Annotated in this window: 18 protein-coding genes; 9 read left to right on the top strand and 9 right to left on the bottom strand. The window is 70.2% G+C overall.

Translation table 11 applies throughout. The features are described 5' to 3' along the window. Window positions 1-165 precede the first annotated feature (165 nt). From GXP74_RS20810 to GXP74_RS20780, 7 genes are all read right to left on the bottom strand, one after another. A complete protein-coding gene (locus tag GXP74_RS20810; RefSeq protein WP_182452883.1) occupies window positions 166-1,230 on the bottom strand; it encodes a hypothetical protein in 1,065 nt (354 codons plus the stop codon). A 208-nt stretch (window positions 1,231-1,438) separates the two neighbouring features. Next, window positions 1,439-2,395, bottom strand: coding sequence for a Scr1 family TA system antitoxin-like transcriptional regulator (locus tag GXP74_RS20805; protein ID WP_182452884.1), 957 nt, complete (start codon window positions 2,393-2,395; stop codon window positions 1,439-1,441). Next, on the bottom strand, window positions 2,388-2,714 hold the full coding sequence (locus GXP74_RS20800) for a hypothetical protein (RefSeq protein WP_182452885.1): 327 nt from the start codon (window positions 2,712-2,714) through the stop codon (window positions 2,388-2,390). The genes GXP74_RS20805 and GXP74_RS20800 overlap by 8 nt, the downstream gene beginning before the upstream one ends. Continuing rightward, on the bottom strand, window positions 2,711-3,901 hold the full coding sequence (locus GXP74_RS20795) for a hypothetical protein (protein ID WP_182452886.1): 1,191 nt from the start codon (window positions 3,899-3,901) through the stop codon (window positions 2,711-2,713). Before GXP74_RS20795 ends, GXP74_RS20800 begins: the two co-directional genes overlap by 4 nt. Before the next feature lie 108 nt (window positions 3,902-4,009). Then, window positions 4,010-4,558, bottom strand: coding sequence for an ATP-binding protein (locus GXP74_RS20790; RefSeq protein WP_182452887.1), 549 nt, complete (start codon window positions 4,556-4,558; stop codon window positions 4,010-4,012). Then, window positions 4,555-4,818 (bottom strand): hypothetical protein, encoded by a 264-nt coding sequence (locus GXP74_RS20785; protein ID WP_182452888.1) that lies wholly within the window; start codon window positions 4,816-4,818, stop codon window positions 4,555-4,557. The genes GXP74_RS20790 and GXP74_RS20785 overlap by 4 nt, the downstream gene beginning before the upstream one ends. A gap of 359 nt (window positions 4,819-5,177) precedes the next feature. Continuing rightward, window positions 5,178-6,383, bottom strand: a complete 1,206-nt coding sequence (locus GXP74_RS20780) for a helix-turn-helix domain-containing protein (protein ID WP_182452915.1) — start codon at window positions 6,381-6,383, stop codon at window positions 5,178-5,180. 261 nt (window positions 6,384-6,644) lie between these two features. On the opposite strand from GXP74_RS20780, the gene GXP74_RS20775 reads away from it, so the two are divergent. The 7 genes from GXP74_RS20775 to GXP74_RS20750 all read left to right on the top strand — a co-directional run bounded on the left by GXP74_RS20775 (window position 6,645) and on the right by GXP74_RS20750 (window position 11,538). Beyond that, a complete protein-coding gene (locus GXP74_RS20775) occupies window positions 6,645-7,226 on the top strand; it encodes a chloramphenicol phosphotransferase CPT family protein (protein WP_225448074.1) in 582 nt (193 codons plus the stop codon). Between the two features lie 300 nt (window positions 7,227-7,526). Continuing rightward, entirely contained in the window at window positions 7,527-8,186 is a 660-nt protein-coding gene (locus GXP74_RS20770) for an MSMEG_1061 family FMN-dependent PPOX-type flavoprotein (protein WP_182452914.1), read from the top strand. Window positions 8,187-8,289: 103 nt separating this feature from the next. Continuing rightward, on the top strand, window positions 8,290-8,424 hold the full coding sequence (locus GXP74_RS41555; RefSeq protein WP_255528140.1) for a hypothetical protein: 135 nt from the start codon (window positions 8,290-8,292) through the stop codon (window positions 8,422-8,424). Then, complete coding sequence (gene tmk / locus GXP74_RS20765) at window positions 8,421-9,041, top strand: dTMP kinase (protein ID WP_182452913.1); 621 nt, start codon at window positions 8,421-8,423, stop codon at window positions 9,039-9,041. The genes GXP74_RS41555 and tmk overlap by 4 nt, the downstream gene beginning before the upstream one ends. After that, window positions 9,031-9,855, top strand: coding sequence for an endonuclease/exonuclease/phosphatase family protein (locus GXP74_RS20760; RefSeq protein ID WP_225448079.1), 825 nt, complete (start codon window positions 9,031-9,033; stop codon window positions 9,853-9,855). Before tmk ends, GXP74_RS20760 begins: the two co-directional genes overlap by 11 nt. Window positions 9,856-9,893: 38 nt before the next feature. Next, window positions 9,894-10,208, top strand: coding sequence for a MazG-like family protein (locus GXP74_RS20755; RefSeq protein WP_182452891.1), 315 nt, complete (start codon window positions 9,894-9,896; stop codon window positions 10,206-10,208). Between the two features lie 601 nt (window positions 10,209-10,809). Further along, window positions 10,810-11,538, top strand: coding sequence for an SUMF1/EgtB/PvdO family nonheme iron enzyme (locus tag GXP74_RS20750; RefSeq protein WP_225448075.1), 729 nt, complete (start codon window positions 10,810-10,812; stop codon window positions 11,536-11,538). Window positions 11,539-12,398: 860 nt separating this feature from the next. Here GXP74_RS20750 and GXP74_RS20745 read toward each other — a convergent pair. Together GXP74_RS20745 and GXP74_RS20740 are read right to left on the bottom strand one after the other, a co-directional pair. Further along, on the bottom strand, window positions 12,399-12,938 hold the full coding sequence (locus tag GXP74_RS20745) for a DUF4232 domain-containing protein (RefSeq protein WP_182452892.1): 540 nt from the start codon (window positions 12,936-12,938) through the stop codon (window positions 12,399-12,401). 306 nt (window positions 12,939-13,244) lie between these two features. Beyond that, window positions 13,245-13,448, bottom strand: coding sequence for a hypothetical protein (locus tag GXP74_RS20740; RefSeq protein WP_182452893.1), 204 nt, complete (start codon window positions 13,446-13,448; stop codon window positions 13,245-13,247). Between the two features lie 358 nt (window positions 13,449-13,806). Here GXP74_RS20740 and GXP74_RS20735 point away from each other — a divergent pair, with 358 nt between their 5' ends. Then, window positions 13,807-14,058 carry a hypothetical protein gene (locus GXP74_RS20735; RefSeq protein WP_182452894.1) on the top strand — a complete coding sequence of 84 codons (252 nt, stop codon included), beginning with the start codon at window positions 13,807-13,809 and terminating at the stop codon, window positions 14,056-14,058. A 252-nt stretch (window positions 14,059-14,310) separates the two neighbouring features. Further along, window positions 14,311-15,306, top strand: a complete 996-nt coding sequence (locus GXP74_RS20730) for an RHS repeat domain-containing protein (protein WP_182452895.1) — start codon at window positions 14,311-14,313, stop codon at window positions 15,304-15,306. Window positions 15,307-15,811 lie beyond the last annotated feature (505 nt).

Here is a 15,811-nt window from a genome sequence, read left to right as displayed (position 1 = left end):
GCAGCGTCGGATCGGCGCGCAGGAGCCGCTCCACGAGTGCCCGGTCGACCGGCCGGCCCTCATCGCGGCCGGACAGCTCGGCACAGACGGCGGCTGCCCGCGCGTGCGGCGACCGGCACCTGCTGTACCCGGGATGCTCGGCACACGGTGCTCCGTAGCCCGGGATCATGATCGTCGTCCTTTCCGGTCAGCTGCGGGAGTGGCCGCGGCACGTGTCGGGTGGCTGGTGTAGCCCACGGCGGCGATGATCGCCGCGCAGTGGTCCTGGCTTCGGGAGCCGGTGAGCCGCCGCAACTGCCCGACCCGCTGCACGACGGTGCGCGCGGAAAGGCCCTGCTCGTCCCCGATCTGCCGGGCTGTACGCGCCATGAGCCACCCGGCGACGACCTGCTGCACCGGTTCGGGCAGGCGCTCGGGGGGCACGGTGGGATGCGTGGACGCCAGGACGTTGGCGCGGTCGATCTGACCGGTCTCCACGGCCCGGGCTATCGCCTCCCGTGTGCACTGCGCGCCGAAGTACGTCGTGATCCGGTAGAAGTTCCTGACGATGGCCGGGGGCGTGATGTGAAGCTGCTCCGCCAGTTCGGCGCGTGGGATGCCCACCGCCGTGCTGCGCAGGATGGTCCAGGCCCGGGCTGACAGCTGCTCCGGCGCGGGCGCGGCCGGGATCACCTCGTCCTGGGCCTCGGCGAACGTCAGCGCGCCCATGCCGCCCAGGACCCGCCGGACGGCCATCTCGCCTACGCCGTACCGCTCAGCGATCGTCCCGGCGTCCGACCCCTGCGTGAACATCTCCACGATCCGTGTGCGGACGCTGAAGTCGCCCAACTCGGCGAGCTGGCGGTGCATGGCGCGCTGGGACTCGGCACGGGGCCGTTCGGGGGTCCGCCAGCGCTCGATCTCGCTCTTCAGCAGGCGGTAGTCGATCTGGTAGAGGTGGGCCAGGTCCGCCAGCGTCTCGCCGACCTCGTCGTACCGGCGTTCCAGGTCCTCCTGGAGCGTCCGCACCTTCTTGTCACCCGGGCTCCGGTAGGACGTCGGCCCCCGGCGCTTTGTCGAGCGGGGCCGCTTCGGTGTGCCCTGGGCGTCCAGGATCCTCTGGATCGTTGCCGGGGACACACCGAAGAACGTGGCCAGCTCCTGCATGCTCCACTGGTCCTGCGGATTGCTGTACAGCAGCGAGATCAGCGTCTTGGGCAGCCGAGCCACGTACTGGCGAGCGATGGTCAACGCGCCCGCCCGGCCCCTCAGCGGCACTCCCTGCTGGCGCAGAATGCGGCGTATTGGCTGCTCTCCGCACGAGCACCGCTCTGCGATGGTGCGGATGGCGCAACCGCCTTCGTACCACTCAACGATCTCACGGACCGTCAGGGGCACATTGGATGTCTCGGACAAAGTGCTCTCATCAGAAGTCGAGCCGGCGGGGAACGAAGGACGGTCAGCAGCCGTCCGGCAACGGGCCCGTCAGGTCCGCGCGCGGGTCCTGGCGGCGTCCGCCGGGGTGCCAGGTGGGGGGCCGCCGCGCAGCAGCCCGGGTGGCGCGCAGGGTCTGCTGGAGCGCCCGCAGCTGCTCCAGGCTGCGGGCCGGGCTGGCGGCGACCAGCTCCTGCTGGTCCAGGGCCGCCGCCAGGTCCCGGATCCGCGTCGGGTCGCTGACGTAGTGGGCACCGGCGCTGGTCTCCCGCATCGACACCACGATGGGCCCCGACCCGCTCGACAGGGTCAACTCACTGACGTGGGAACCCTGGGCTGTCCGCTCCCGGTACTGCGGCAGCACCCGGATCACGGCCATGCCCAGGGTGACCGCGCGCCGCAGGACAGCGATCTGGGGGATCATGATGTCCGGCTCGGCCTCGGCCAGGGTCAGGACAGCCCCGTTCAGCACCACGCTCACGGGATCGAAGCGCGGTCCGCGCCTGCGCAGAGGGATCGGTCTGGCTGCGGCCGACGGGTTGCCGGGATCCCGGTGCCAGACCCCGTTGACCTTGCCCCGCAGGCCCTGCGCGTACGCGTCGGTCTGGAACATGCCCGGGATGATGGAGGTGCACCCGAACCTGACCCGTGATGCCCGCCGCTCCAAGTACGCGGCCCGCTCAAGCCAGCCGGGGCCGTGGTCGGTGCACGTGTGCGGGTCGGTGCCGGACCGCACCTGGTCCCACATCCGCAGCAGTGCCCCGCGCTCGGCGGTCGAGGCCCGGTAGAGGACGCACAACTGGCTGACCCGCCCGCGAGGCAGGCCCACCATCCCACGCTCCAGCCGTGAGACCACGGCGAACCGCAGACCCAGGTGCCGCGCGGCCTCGTCCTGACTCAGGCCGCTGCGCTTGCGCAGGATGTACATCTGGGCCCCGATCACCACGTACGCGGCCGGGACCAGGGCATCGCGCTCACCCATGGCCGCGGCCCACCCCACCCGGGGCCCCGTCGGCGCCCCGATACGCGGCGATGACGGCCGCCAGGCCGTCATCCAGGCAGGTGGGGTTCGCGGCCAGCAGCAGGCTGCGGTGTAGGTCGGCCGCCGCGCGGCCGTCCAGGCAGCACGGCCCCTGGGCGCCCAGCAGCAACCGCCGCGCTCGGCCGCCGAGGAAGACCAGCAGCATGACCTCCAGCCGGTCATCGCTGCGGCGTGTCCGTGGAGTCAGCACCGGGCCCAGCGCGGAATCGGGCACCGGCGCCAGGACCCGGTCGTACCGCCACTCACGTAACGCGGTCACGACCGGGCACCCCCGACCCGCGCGAACACCGCGCTACGCGGGTCGTCGAACCACATCGACTGCTTGCCCTCGGGGGTGATCGTCAACCCGAAACGCTCCAGGCCCGGCCGGTTCCGCGCCTCGAACCACTGGTGCACGGACTCGACCTCGCGCAGCAGCCCACGAGGACCGAACCGCCGCACCTGCGCGCCCGCCTGACCCGCACCGTCCAGGTCGAAGCGCACCCACGACTCCCAGTCCGCCGTGTGCAGCCACACCCGCGCCACCGGGCTACCCGCATCCGGCTGCTCCCGCAGGAACGCGACGTCCCGCAGTCGCGCACCCATGACGAACCGCTCGTCGTCGTCCCGCAGGACACTCCAGATGTCCAGGCCGCTCCCGCAGGGCTCGCCGGCGTCCGCGCGGGGCAGCACCGGATCGTGGCGCAGCTCACGGCGCTCCGGCAGGAACGACCCGTGGCCGGCGAACCGGCCCTCGGCCGACCGGTCGGCGGCCACCCGCGCCTTCAGCGTGCCCCACGCGCCCCAGCTCGTGCACCAGGGCGTCACGATGATGCCGCCGGGCGCGGTCTGGTCCACCCACGCCGCAGGCACCGAGGACACCGCGTACCCGGACACCACCCGGTCGTACGGCGCCCGGCCCGGCCAGCCCTCGGCACCGTCACCGACCACGTTCGCCACGCGCAGATATTCTCGGCCGCCCTTGGTGGTGTTCACTTCCGCCTGCTCGGACAGCGCGGCATCGACCTCGACCGAGGTCACCCGGGAGTCGGGCAGATGCTGCGAGATCAACGCAGCCGTCCAGCCGGTACCGCCGCCCAGCTCCAACACCCGGTGCCCGTACTCCAGCTCCAGATCCGTCAGCAGCCGAGCCACCGCGTGCGGGCGCGGCACCGAGCTGGTCACCTGCGTCCGAGAGTCCGGCTCGCTGCCCGTACCCGGCTCCCACCGCACCACCGCGTAGGAGTCCTGGTAGGCGGCCCGCATCCATCCCTCGGGGTCCCGCGCCCGGTCGAACCGGTGGTAAGGCTCGCCGCCGAGCGGCGCCCAGATCACCTGGGGCATGAACCAGTGCCGGGGCAGCAGCGAGAACGTGTCCAGCAGGCGGCCCGGCAGCACGCCGGACGCCCCCAGCTTCTCGACCAGGTCGGCCCGCAAGCGTACTGCGGTGATCGTCGTCGACGGCATCGGTGCCCTCATTCGGTCTTGTGATGGGTGGTGGTCGGCAGCGACCGCCGACCAAGGGGGTGGTGTCCTGTGCGGCCGGGGCGGGCAGGCGCCCGGCCGCACAGGAGATCAAGAGGCGCGCAGTCCCGCGTGGGACAGCGGCGCGGCCACCGGTACCGGCCGGGGCAGTCGGGCACTGACAGCGCGGTGCCCAGCGTTGTCCGGCGCGCCAGCAGCAGCGCTGGGGCCGGTCGGCGCGGGGGCGGCTTCCTCGGGCAGGCTCAAGACCAGCCACACGTCCTTGCCGGTGGCCCGCAGTTCGCACCCCCAGTCGTCGGCCAGGGCCTCGATCAGCTGCATGCCGCGCCCGGACTCCTCAGTGCCGCCGGCGCCCCGCGCGCGGGGCACCACCCGCGAGGAATCGGACGCCACCACAAGCACCCGCCCCGGCCGGGCCGCCACACCGACCTCCACGGTCCCGCTGGTGACCTCCCCGTGCTGGATCGCGTTCGCCACCAGCTCGGTCACCAGCAGCTCCAGGGTGGCCGCCGTCTCCTCCGTGAGGCCGAAACCCCAGAACAGGAGCTGCGCCACGACCCGGCGCCGGGTGAAGGCGACCGCTGCTGCCGTGGCCGGTACCGACCAGCGGATCCCCTGACCGCAGTCGGGCGGCGTCATGACGGCTCGCCGTCCTGGACGGCCGACGACCGCCCCGCCGAGGTGAAGAAGTCCACCTCCGGCTCCAGCAGGTGCCGGTGCGGCTCGGGCCCGGCCGCACCGCGCACCGCGGCTGCCGCCGCCACCCGCGCCGCCGACACGAAACCCCCGGACAGATCGAAGCCGGGGACGCGTAACTCGACCTGCACGACAGCCAGGTCGGTCGGGATCTTGGGGTGGTTGCTCGTCCTGCGCTGGGGGAGCGGCTGAGACGATGACACGGGAACTCCAGGGGGCAGCGCGGGACGGAGGACTTCTTCCGTCCCGGGGTTCGGTGGCTCAATCTGGCGCGTCAGGCACTGATTCCAGCCGGATTGCCTACTCAGCGTTGGGGCATCGGGCGTGAGTAGTCGTGAGAGCAGCAGACCTTGATCCTTCTCAGCGTGAATTCCTGTACCTCGACGACTCACGCCCGGAGACGGGGGCGGACTGCACGCCGCTCGCCGTGCCCGAAGTGGGGCAGCGAGTGACGTAACTCCATGTCAGCACGTTTTGAGGGGGCTATGTTTCACAAAATGTGAAAGCCGAAGCCCCACCCTGGATGGTCCCAAGATGGGGCTTAAATGCCTGGTCAGGGCCGTTATACGTTGATCCAGGCGGCGTACCGGGCTAGTCGCTCGGAACGCTTCTTCTCGGCGCTGACCAGGCCGAATACGGTTTCACGGACCAGTGGGTGCCGACGGGCCTGTTCCGGGGCAACTTCGGCCGCACGCTCCAGTTCTTCCAGGGCTCCGAGGTGCTGGCCCATGCTGGCCTTGGCCCTGGCCATGTCGATGTGGTGGTGGCCGATCCGGGACGGCAACCAGCCGCGGGGGAAGTGGAGGTTCTTCGCTGCCTTCACGGCTTTCTCCGGCTCGCCGGCCTCGACCGCCGTCATGGTGCGGTGGACTTGGACATTCGTTGCCCCGAACCCAAACCAGAACTGCTGCCAGTGCCCTTCGCCGACCTGCTCGGCAATCCGCTGGGCTTCGGTGAGATGGTGCTTGGTGGCGCTGTCGTCATGCTGCCTGGCTGCGATGACTGAAGCGCCGAGGTGAAGCTGTCCCCGAGCTACCAACGCACCGGGTGTCCGCTCGTCGGTGCCGTCGAGATACCGGACCCCGGATGCGTTCAGTCGCTCACAGGCCGCGTAGTCCTTCTCACGCAGGTAGGCGGTTACCCGCAGGTACTCCCGTGCGGCCCGCAGCCCGGGGGCCCGGTCGCCGGCCTGCGCAGCGGCCCAGTCCATGCGGGTGAGAGCGACAGCGGAGAGATCCGGCATCCGCATGGCGATGGCGTAGGTGTGGCCCAGGCGGTACGCCTCGGCGAGCAGTCCCCACACCTCTACCTGGTCGCGGCCGGTCCACAGGTGGGCGGCCGTGTGGAGCTCGGCCAGGAGGGCGGGCAGCCGAGTAGCTATCCGTCCATAGTTCGCTGCCTGCCCGACCTTGTTCGCGGTGGCGACGGCCTTCCGCAGGGTGGCGAGGGAGCGGGGCTGGATGGTCTCATCCGGAGGCAGGTCGTAGAGGTCGAGGGCGGACCGGAGCGGACCGGCCAGCGCCAGAAGTGCAGCAGCATCCATTTGGCCAATGTACGACGCGCTGGTCAGCGCCTGCGGGTCAATCAGGAGAGCGCGGGCGCATGCGGCGATGAAAGCGGGAGTGGGCTGCCGGTTTGCTGTCTCGACCTTCGTTAACAGGCTGTAGCTGACGTTCGCAGCTGCGGCTAGCTCCTGCTGGCTGTATCCAGCCGCCAGCCGGTGCACGGCGATGCGCTTCGCTATGCCAATGTCCTTCTCATCTGGCATTGTTGACTCCTCTCGGTAGTTCGCCCTACCTGGGAAGGTACCCGTCAAATGTGGACGGTGACCACGAAATGCCCTGGCTCTCACTCCCGTGGGGCCGGGGCATTCGTGATCACGCCGTACTACCCTGCCCGCTGGCCTTCGCGCGGTCGTTCCACGGGTTCTCGCTGCCGCGCTGCGCCCGGTCCAGGTACTCCCGCTTCACGGTGGAGCCGGCACCCACCAGCTCCGGCAGAAGCGCAGTCCCACCAGATTGCGGGCCCAGTGAGCACGTCACGGACATCCGGCGGACTGATCATCTTCTTGAACGGCACGTCGAGTTCTGGGAAGTCGAGCATCGCCAAGGAACTCCTCCCGATCCTGGACGACACCTACTTCCACATGTCGGTGGACGCCTTTCATGCCATGCGGGCGCGGAAGGACTTCACGTCAGACGAGCTGACTTCCGTGCTCAAGCACACCTGGATGGGCTTCCACCGCGCAGTCGCCGGCATGGCTGCTGGCGGCAACAACATTGTGGTGGACCACGTCCTGAGCGAGCCCTGGCGTCTGCTCGACTGCGTCGCCCTGTTCGCTCCCGAAGACGTGGTGCTGGTCGGAGTGCACTGCCCGTTGCCGGAACTGGAACAGCGAGAGCAGGAGCGCGGGGACCGCCCACCGGGGCTGGCCGCACGCCAGATCGCCCAGGTCCATGCCCACGGCCTCTACGACATCGAGTGCGACACGAGCACCAGCAGTCCGGCCGACTGCGCTCGACAGATCAAGGACTTCCTTCCGCGCCGTCCGACCCCCACCGCCTTCGAGAACCTCCGGGCGAACCCTTCGGCCGATCAGCCGACCCGCTGATCCAGCACTCACAGTTCAAGCAGCCACCGATCAGGTGGGGCCAAATTACTCGTTCGCGTCACGCCCCGATGATCGCCATTTGGGGCCAAATTACTCGTTCCGCTGGGGCCATCGGAATCGTTCGAAGCCAGCGGGGCGAGTTCCGCGACCAACTCGCCCAGATGTGGGCGCGACAGCCCGCAGAAGGCGCGATGGGACATGGCCGCGCGGACCTGTTTGATCTTCACACACCAGACAACTCGCGAGGCCGTCCCTCCCCGCACTCACCGACCAAGATCGGTCGCACGTAGGGTCGGAGGCATGACGACAACCCTTGCCGGCAGTGCCTTCGACTCGCTCCGCCTCGACGCCGTGCCCGACCAGGAGGCGCTGCGCCGGGCCTACGCACTCCCCAGCGACGCGGCCGTGCGCAAGCAGATGGCCGAACTCACCGAGCAGACCAGCTGGTTGATCGGCTGCTCATCGCTGGTCCTGGTTGCCAGCACGGATGCCGAGGGCAACTGTGACGTCTCCCCGCGCGGCGGCCCCGCCGGGTTCGTCGCCGTCCTGGACGCACGCACGGTGGCGATACCGGACGCGACCGGCAACAAGCGTCTGGACACCCTGCAGAACATCGTCGCCACCGGACGGGCCGGGCTGTTGTTCCTCATCCCTGGGCGCACCACGACGCTCAGGGTGAACGGCAGGGCTGTCGTCTCCACCCGCCCGGAGCTGCTGTCGCAGCTGACCGCCGTGGGAAAGCCGCCAGCCAGTGCGCTGGTGCTAGGGATCGAGGAGGTCTACCCGCACTGCCCCAAGTCGCTGCTGCGCAGCGGGGCCTGGAAGCCGGAGCAGTGGCTGCCGGCGGACGCCCAGCCGACCTCGGCCGAGGTGACGCTGGCCCAACTGCGGATGCCGGAGCTAACGATCGCCGACATCGAGCAAGCGGAGGCAGACACGTTGAAGTACCGATACGAGTGACGGCCCGATCTGCGAGTGAACACCAGCCAGCCGAAGCCGCAGGCCAACACGCCCCAAGATCAATCGCGGGTCAGCCCGTAACCCCACGTGCGGGTCGTGCTCCATGGCGGACGGCTGCGGGAAGGGCTGCCCGGCGGCCGTGATCGCCAACGGGGGCCGGATCGGGGACTTGGACGCCGAGGTCTGCCCGGTCGCCCCGAACCGCCGCGCGCTGCTGCCGGTGGTGGCCACCTCGTGAGCGGCCTGTTCGTGACCATCGACGGCCCCGGCGGGGTCGGCAAGTCCACCGTGCTGGAGCACGTCCGCCAGGGCTTCGTCCGCGACGGCATCCCGGTCCACGCCACCACCGAGCCCTCCCACACCCGGCTCGGCGACCTGGCCCGGCACGGCACCGAGACGTTCCGGGGCATGGCCCTGGCCTGCCTGGTGGCGGCCGACCGCTACCACCACCTGGAGACCGAGATCACCCCGGCCGTGGAGCGCGGGGCGGTGGTCCTGTGCGACCGCTACATCGGTTCCTCCCTGGTCCTGCAACGGCTGGACGGCGTGAGCCTGGACACGGTGCGGGCGATGAACCGGGACGCCCTCCGCCCGGACCTGTCCGTGATCCTCAACGCCGACCCGGACGTGATCCGGGAGCGCCTGGCGGCGCGCGGCACCCACAGCCGCTTCGAGAAGACCCCGGAGAGTGTCGAGAAAGAGCCCGGCCTGTTCGCGGAAGCCGCTACCTTCTTGAGCGAGGTCGGCTTCCGTACCTTGGTCCTCGACTGCACCAGTCGTAGCCCCGAGCAGATCGCCGGTCTCATCTCAGCTGAGATCGCCATGCTGCTGACCAGGGGAAACCGTGCCAACTGAGCAACCCGACCGAAGCCTGTCGCTGTTGACCTTCAACATCGGCGGCCCCTCCCCGGAGCGGGCCGGGCGGCAGCTCGCCTGGCTCGCCCAGCGCCCCGAGCAGGTCCTGGTCCTGACCGAGACGACCCCGGGCGACGGGTGCGCGTTCCTCGCCGACCGGTTCACCAGCGCCGGGTACGCGGTGGCCTACCCGGTGCCCGACAAGGGCGAACGCGGGGTGATGATCGTCAGCCGCCTCCCGATGGCCGAAGCCTCACCCCTCAGCACCGCCTACCTGCCCTACCGGGCCGTGTCCGCGACCGTGAAGACCCAGGCCGGGCCGGTGGACGTCCTGGGCCTGTACGTGCCCTCCAGGGACGCCAGCCCGGCCAAGATCGAGCGCAAGCAGCGCTTCCTCGACGGCCTCCAGGCCACCATCGCCCACGGCTCCGCGTCCGGCCGGGTGGTGCTCGGGGACTTCAACATCCTGGAGCCCGACCACGACCCCCGCTACGCGACCTTCCGACCCTTCGAGTACGGGTTCTACAGCTGGCTCGGCGACAATGGGTACCACGACGCCTTCCGCCGCCTGCACCCCGGCGACCGGGAGTACTCGTGGGTGGGCCGGACCAACGACGGCTACCGCTACGACCACGCCTTCGTGTCCGACCCGCTCAGCGGCCTGGTGGACGACTGCACGTACGTCCACGAGCCACGCACGGTCACCCGCCTGAGTGACCACTCCGGTCTGTCCCTGCGCCTGGCCGTGGCCGGGGACGAGCCGCTGGTGGTGTTCGATCCCACCGTCCTGCCAGAGCCTGAGACCCTGTTCTAGGCACCCCGACCTCCCGACCCCACCGGAGTAGCACGCACATGGATCAGAACGCCTGGGACACCGTGGGCAGCCTCGTCGCCTGGCTTGACGAGAACAGCCCGCTGACCCCCGACGCCGACCGGCTCCTGCGGATCATGAAGATCGGCGAAGAGGTCGGCGAGACCAACCAGGCCGTCATCGGCGTCCTCGGCCAGAACCCCAGGAAGGGCTTCACCCACACCTGGGAGGACGTCCACGCCGAGCTGTCCGACGTGATCCTCACCGCCATGGTCGCCCTGAGCACCCTCACCCCGGACGCCGCCAAGGTCTTCCAGAGCCACCTGGACCGCGTCGCGGAACGCTCCCTGGCCTAGCCGCCCCGCCCCGCCGCCCCGCCCGGCCGTCCCGACCGGCCGGGGCAGGTCACCAACGGCCGCAGTGCCCGCAGGGAGCCCTGGGCGGTGGCACCGTGTGAGTGCAGCCAGCGATCGGCACCGGTCCTGGCTGGGGCTTCAAGCCCTTCAACTCGCTGACGCAGGCTCCACAGAGGGAGTAGGGCTCCCGCTCCACCCACTGGTCGGGGAAGCCCTCCGTCTTCTCGCACGTGGAGCACGGCCTGCCGCTGGGGGACGACACCGGAGTGTGGAGCCGGTCGGCCTCCCGCAGGGCCTCAAGGAGGCTGTTCACCGCTTCTTCGGGCAGATGGGACCACCGCGCCCGGGGCATCCGGGCGAGGTTGCCCCGGTCCCCGTCGGAGTACGGGCGAAGGCCCTGTGCTGTCTGCTGGGCCCATAGCCGGCCGACCACGAAGGAGTCACAGCCAGGGTGTGGCGGGGTCGCGGCCAGCCGAAACGCGGTGGCGGCCAGCTCGGGGTCCTGAGTACGGGAAATCACCACGTCGGCCAGGATCGCCGCGTCCTTGAAGGGGCCGCTCCCGGCGATGAAGCAGCGACGGCAGACCTGCCACTCGACCTTGTGAACGGGGCTGACGGCGAAAGCGTCGGTGAAGTCGCCGAGGACAGTGGGACCGCCGCACTGAAAGCACGAACCGGCCGGAGTCTGGTTGCTGCCGTCGACCGCATGCGCCACCCCGTCGACGGCAAGCTCATGGCCCGGATCGCGGAAGGCATCCACCTCTGCGGAGCAGCCAACAGCCGGGAGTGGATAGAGGAGTACTGGATCGACGTCTACCCCACCACGAACCGCGACTACGAGCGCTTCACCACGGCCACCGGCCACCCGGCCCCGAGCCACTGGCCGGAGGGACGAGTCCCCGCCAGCCTCGCCGACCATCCCGTGGTGTGGGTGAGCTGGCTGGACGCCAGCGCATACGCGGCATGGGCAGGCAAGGTGCTGCCCAGCAGCCGCCAATGGGAGAAGGCAGCACGCGGCACCACCGGTGAACGGTACCCCTGGGGAACCAGCCCGACCGCCGCGAAGTGCAACGTCCGCGAATCCGGCATCGCCGGCACCACGGCGGTGAGTCGCTACCACTCCGGGGTCAGCCCCTATGGCGTCTACGACCTCTGTGGCAACACCTGGGAATGGCTGTCCACGCCGGGCTCCGCCTCGGGGCGGTACCAACTCAAAGGCTCGGCCTTCACCAGCCCCTTCTACCGCTGCGAGCCGACTTCGGTCAACGACGCGTCCATGGACATGAGCGACGAGGACACCGGATTTCGGTGCGCGACACCCTTGCGGTAAGGCCCTGCCCCTGCTGACGCGATGGGGCCCGCCGGGAGTCAGTTCGGCGGACCACAATCGACCTGACGGATCACCAGTGAATTACCAGCCCGTAGCGCTCGGGCGCGGCGGCCCTCCGTACGCTGTTGTACATGACCAGCTCCGCCCCGAGCGCTCTGTACGCGGCCCGTGATGCCGCCCTGGCCGACCCGGGGATCAACACCGGCGCCGCCCGGGCCGAGCGCCTGTGGCTGGTCGTGCGCACCATCGGGCGGGGCCCGGCCATGACTCCCGCTGCCGGTGCCAGCCACCCGCCGGGGCCGCCGGGCCCAGGCATCCTGCGACGCGCAGCGCCCCACCCGCCGCCGCAGCCAGATCCACCACCGTGCGCGGCGCCGCCGCCCGTGCCCGCTCCGCAGGACTGCCCAACGGGGTCGGTGCGATCAGCGACAGAGCCCGTTTCCCGCGTCCCGGCAGCCGCCGGGCCCGGCGGGCCCTCAGGCCGTCAGTTGACGAACGGTGCTGGCCGGGGGAAACGCGGGCCAGCAGGATCGGCGCCGCGGGCGCGTCCCTGGCGGCGCACCAACGGAAGGTGCCGTGCGCCTGCGGTACCGGCATCACCGCCGGCTGCCGCGGCGTGCCCGCGCCGGGGGCGGCCCGGTAGTCGACGCCGCCGATCGCCGCCCGCTCCAACTCCTCTGCCACCTTTCGGAGATGAGAGGCGGACCCGGACCGCAGAACCGCAGGGCGGCGGGTCGGCGGGTGTCAGGTCGCGGACGGCGATCGGTACGGCCACCGCGGTGCCGCTGTCGCGACGGGCGTTCGTGCCCCCGTGCCAGCGGGGCGGCGGACGTCCGCCCCACTGGGTTTCGGTCCGGCGTTCAGTACAACGGGACCGGACGGGCCGAGAGCGCCGTGACGCTGAGCGTGCCGTCGTTGATCGCTCCCTGTGCGAAGCGGACGAGCCGGAAGGTGGTCTCGTCCGGCGGGGTGACCTCCAGGTAGGACGGGGTCACCGACTTGGTGCCGTAGGGCTCGTTCCAGGCGAGGTTGGCGTAGGCGGACTGGCCCGGCTTGAGTGTGACCGTGTGCGGACGCGGGTCGGCGGCGAACCAGGTGGAGCCCCACTTGACCCGGATCGGCAGCACCCGGTGGTTGGCGTTCTGCAGCCCCAGCCCGGGGTAGCCGTAGACGGTGCAGGTCTGGTGCGAGGTGTTGGTGAGCACCAGTTCCCCGTACGCGTTGCCCATGCCCACGTGGTTGGGCGGCACGCGGAGCGAGGCGCCCAGGGCGGTGGTGTGGCAGCGCTGCGGCGCGGCGGCGGCCCGCGGAGCCGCGACGGCGGTGCCGACGCCGCCCGCGACCAGCAGCGCGGTCACCACCGTGGTCAGCGCGGCGGACTTCCTGAGATGTGCCTTCATGTTCGATCCCCCCATAGATTTTCGATCAAATTACTTAGGGGAGACGTCGGTTGACACGGTGCGGTTCCACGGCCGGGAGGTCCGGCTGCGCGGCGTCGCGCGCGGTCGGCGTCCGGCCCCGGCCGCGGTCACTTCGCGGCGTCCAGCGCGCTCCGCAGCGAGCCGATGCAGCCCCGGCCGGTGCAACCGGCCCCGGAGACCGCGTCGATCTGGGCGCTCCGCGCGCGCAGGGCCCGAGCCGTCCCGGGGGGCGTACCGGGTTCCGGATCGACCCACTGCCGGCCTGGCCCGGGGGACCGGCGGCGGCTACGGGGTGACCATGTCGGACTCGGGGTCGACCCCGTCCAGCAGTCCGCCGTGGGTCCGCAGCGCGGTCCCGTCCCCGTCGGGGGTGATCTTCCCGGGCTGGACGAGCTGTCCAACGGTCGTGGGCTTGAGGAGGACGTCGATCAGCGCGGCTGCCCGCCCCGCCCACTGTTGGCAGGCAGGGGCGGCAAGGGCCGAACCCACTCCTCGTTCGTCGGATCGCCACGTCCCACGCCACCCAAACGATCAAGGAAGGCACTTCGGTTCCAGGATCGAATGACGGTTCACCGGACACGGCCTAATACCGCAACAGGTCCTGGGGTGACGATGCTTCATTTCTCAGGCTGTTGCCTCGTCGCTCGTAGCGGCTGGTGCGGGCTTGGTGTTGTCGTCGGCGTCGCCAGTGGGACCAGTGCAGGATGTGTTCCGTGTTCCGTGTTGCGGTGAGGTGACCTGGCCAGGTGGGTGATCAGTCGCCGTCCGGCCCGCGCGCCCGGCGGCGCTTCCGCGTGCCCCGAAAGAGTAACGAATGCTCCTTGGTCTTCGCGGGCAGGCGGTCTGTATGAGCCTCTTCCCCAAGACCCGCCAGGCCGATCAGACCGACGCCCTGCGCCGTGTCGAGGAAGCCACCGAAGCGCACGCCCGCACCCGACACGAGCTCGATGCCGCCATCGCCGTTGCACTCGACGTCGGGGTGCAGCCCGAGGCGCTCCACGACGTCGGGCAGATCGAGCCCGGGCACGGAAAACATGCTGGCGACGAGGCCATTGGCGCACCGGCGATGTTCGACGCGTTCGTCCAGGGGACCATCTGAGCGGGCCGTAACTGTTGCAGCAGTCCGCCCAGCGGCTGGACACGTTCGGCGAGCCGAGCGCGCAGAACGCCGTTCGCGGTGTCGGCCGCGTTGAGCCACTCGGCGGCGACCAGCGGTTGGGTGTGCTCGGCTGCCTGTTCGCTGGGCAAGGTGGCGAAGGGTGCGATCTGCGACGGGGCCGGCCCTTCGCCGGTCCGGCCGAGGTAGCCGTCGGGGCTGCTACGGGCGGCGGCGTACACGGCCAGGAGCCGGGTGGCCGCCGCGGGCTCCATCGGCGACGACTGGTTCGCCGACTACGATCGCACCCTGGACACCGCCGTCTCCGGCCACATCACCAGCTACGGTCCCGGTGGTGAACTGCTCACCTTCACCCAGAGCGGCAGCACCTACACCAACGCCGTCGGCTACCACGCCGGCCTGGCCAAGAACAGCAACGGCACCTACACCCTGGACCACACCGACACCGGATCCAAGGACACCTACAACTCCGCCGGGAACCTGACCGCGGTCACCGACCACAACGGCGACGCCATCAACGTCACCCAGACCGTGACCTCGGGGCAGGTGACGGGGTTCAAGGCCACCGACGCCCGCTCGGGTCGCTGGATCTCGCTGGCCGCGACCGGTTCCGGCACGCTGACCGCCACCGACAACTCGGGTCGGACCGTGGGCTGCGCGCTGGCCGGCTCGCTCTCCGCGGGTACGGCCACGCTGACGGTCACCGACACCACCGGCGCGGCGACGGTGTACGCGTACGACACCTCCGGGCGGGTGGACAAGGTCACCACCCCGACCGGTGAGCAGACCACGTTCGGCTACGACGGCCAGGACCGGATCACCTCGCTGACCCGCGTCACCAACACCGCCACGGGCGCCGGCGACACCTGGGACTACGCCTACTCCGCGACCACCCGCGGGGGATCGGGCACCACGACGGTGACCGACCCCAACGGTCACAAGACCCTCTACACCACCGACTCCGGCGGCGAGGTCACCAAGACCCTCGACGCCCTCGGCGACGCCCGCGCCAGCAGCTACAACGCCGACCACGATCAGATGACGGCCGTCAACGCCCAGGGCACCGGGGCTGCGGTGAGGTTGGTCCGTTTTGACGGACATCCGAGATCAGGGGTCACGGCCCCGGAGGGATGTCCATCATGGAAGGCATGGGGAAGAAGAAGCCTCGGCCGAGGCGGTCGTTCACGCCGCAGTGTGAGTTCTCGATCTAGGAATGTACTCGGTCAGTGACCTGACCTGCAGCCCCAGTTTTCAAGTGAGAATCTCAGTCTCCAGGTTGGACGCCGTCTACCTGCGGTGATGCTGGCGGGGCGTTTTCTCCGACTCTCTGACCTGCAGTCCCATAGATAGAGTGAGAATCCCCGAAGTATCGTGAGAATCCCTGTGGGTTTTTACACGTTTCTGCAGGTCAGGGCTGTTTTATAGAACATGTTGGTGTGGCGTGCGTGGTGGGCTCCTGGCACGTGGGTGCGCCTCGTCTGCCCTCGGCGGCGTGCCGAAGAGCCCCAGTCTGCCGCCGCACGGTTCGCTGGCGGCAGCACCGGTTTGGTCATGGAGTGCTCCAGCGCCAGGCCTTCCGGGGGAGCCCATTCAAGGTGGCCAGATCGCTTAGCAGGTTGCGTCGGCCTCGCTGATGGGCAGGGGCTGCTTTGCGCTGGAGTGTCCATCGGGTTCTATCCGTCGTGCTTCCGGTGGTCGTCGTCCACTCCCAAGATGTCGTCGCGATGATCCCGGC

This window comes from Streptacidiphilus sp. P02-A3a, from assembly GCF_014084105.1.
Lineage (GTDB): Bacteria > Actinomycetota > Actinomycetes > Streptomycetales > Streptomycetaceae > Streptacidiphilus.
Note: the sequence above shows the minus strand (reverse complement) of the source record. Positions and strands in the feature narration are given on the sequence as shown.

Excerpts from the sequence above, each read along its gene's own strand:
- GXP74_RS20805 (WP_182452884.1), bottom strand. The coding sequence starts at position 2,395 with ATGGGTGAGCGCGATGCCCTGGTCCCGGCCGCGTACGTGGTGATCGGG.
- GXP74_RS20795 (WP_182452886.1), bottom strand. The coding sequence starts at position 3,901 with ATGCCGTCGACGACGATCACCGCAGTACGCTTGCGGGCCGACCTGGTC.
- GXP74_RS20790 (WP_182452887.1), bottom strand. The coding sequence starts at position 4,558 with ATGACGCCGCCCGACTGCGGTCAGGGGATCCGCTGGTCGGTACCGGCC.
- GXP74_RS20780 (WP_182452915.1), bottom strand. The coding sequence starts at position 6,383 with ATGCCAGATGAGAAGGACATTGGCATAGCGAAGCGCATCGCCGTGCAC.
- GXP74_RS20770 (WP_182452914.1), top strand. The coding sequence starts at position 7,527 with ATGACGACAACCCTTGCCGGCAGTGCCTTCGACTCGCTCCGCCTCGAC.
- GXP74_RS41555 (WP_255528140.1), top strand. The coding sequence starts at position 8,290 with ATGGCGGACGGCTGCGGGAAGGGCTGCCCGGCGGCCGTGATCGCCAAC.
- GXP74_RS20755 (WP_182452891.1), top strand. The coding sequence starts at position 9,894 with ATGGATCAGAACGCCTGGGACACCGTGGGCAGCCTCGTCGCCTGGCTT.
- GXP74_RS20745 (WP_182452892.1), bottom strand. The coding sequence starts at position 12,938 with ATGAAGGCACATCTCAGGAAGTCCGCCGCGCTGACCACGGTGGTGACC.
- GXP74_RS20735 (WP_182452894.1), top strand. The coding sequence starts at position 13,807 with ATGAGCCTCTTCCCCAAGACCCGCCAGGCCGATCAGACCGACGCCCTG.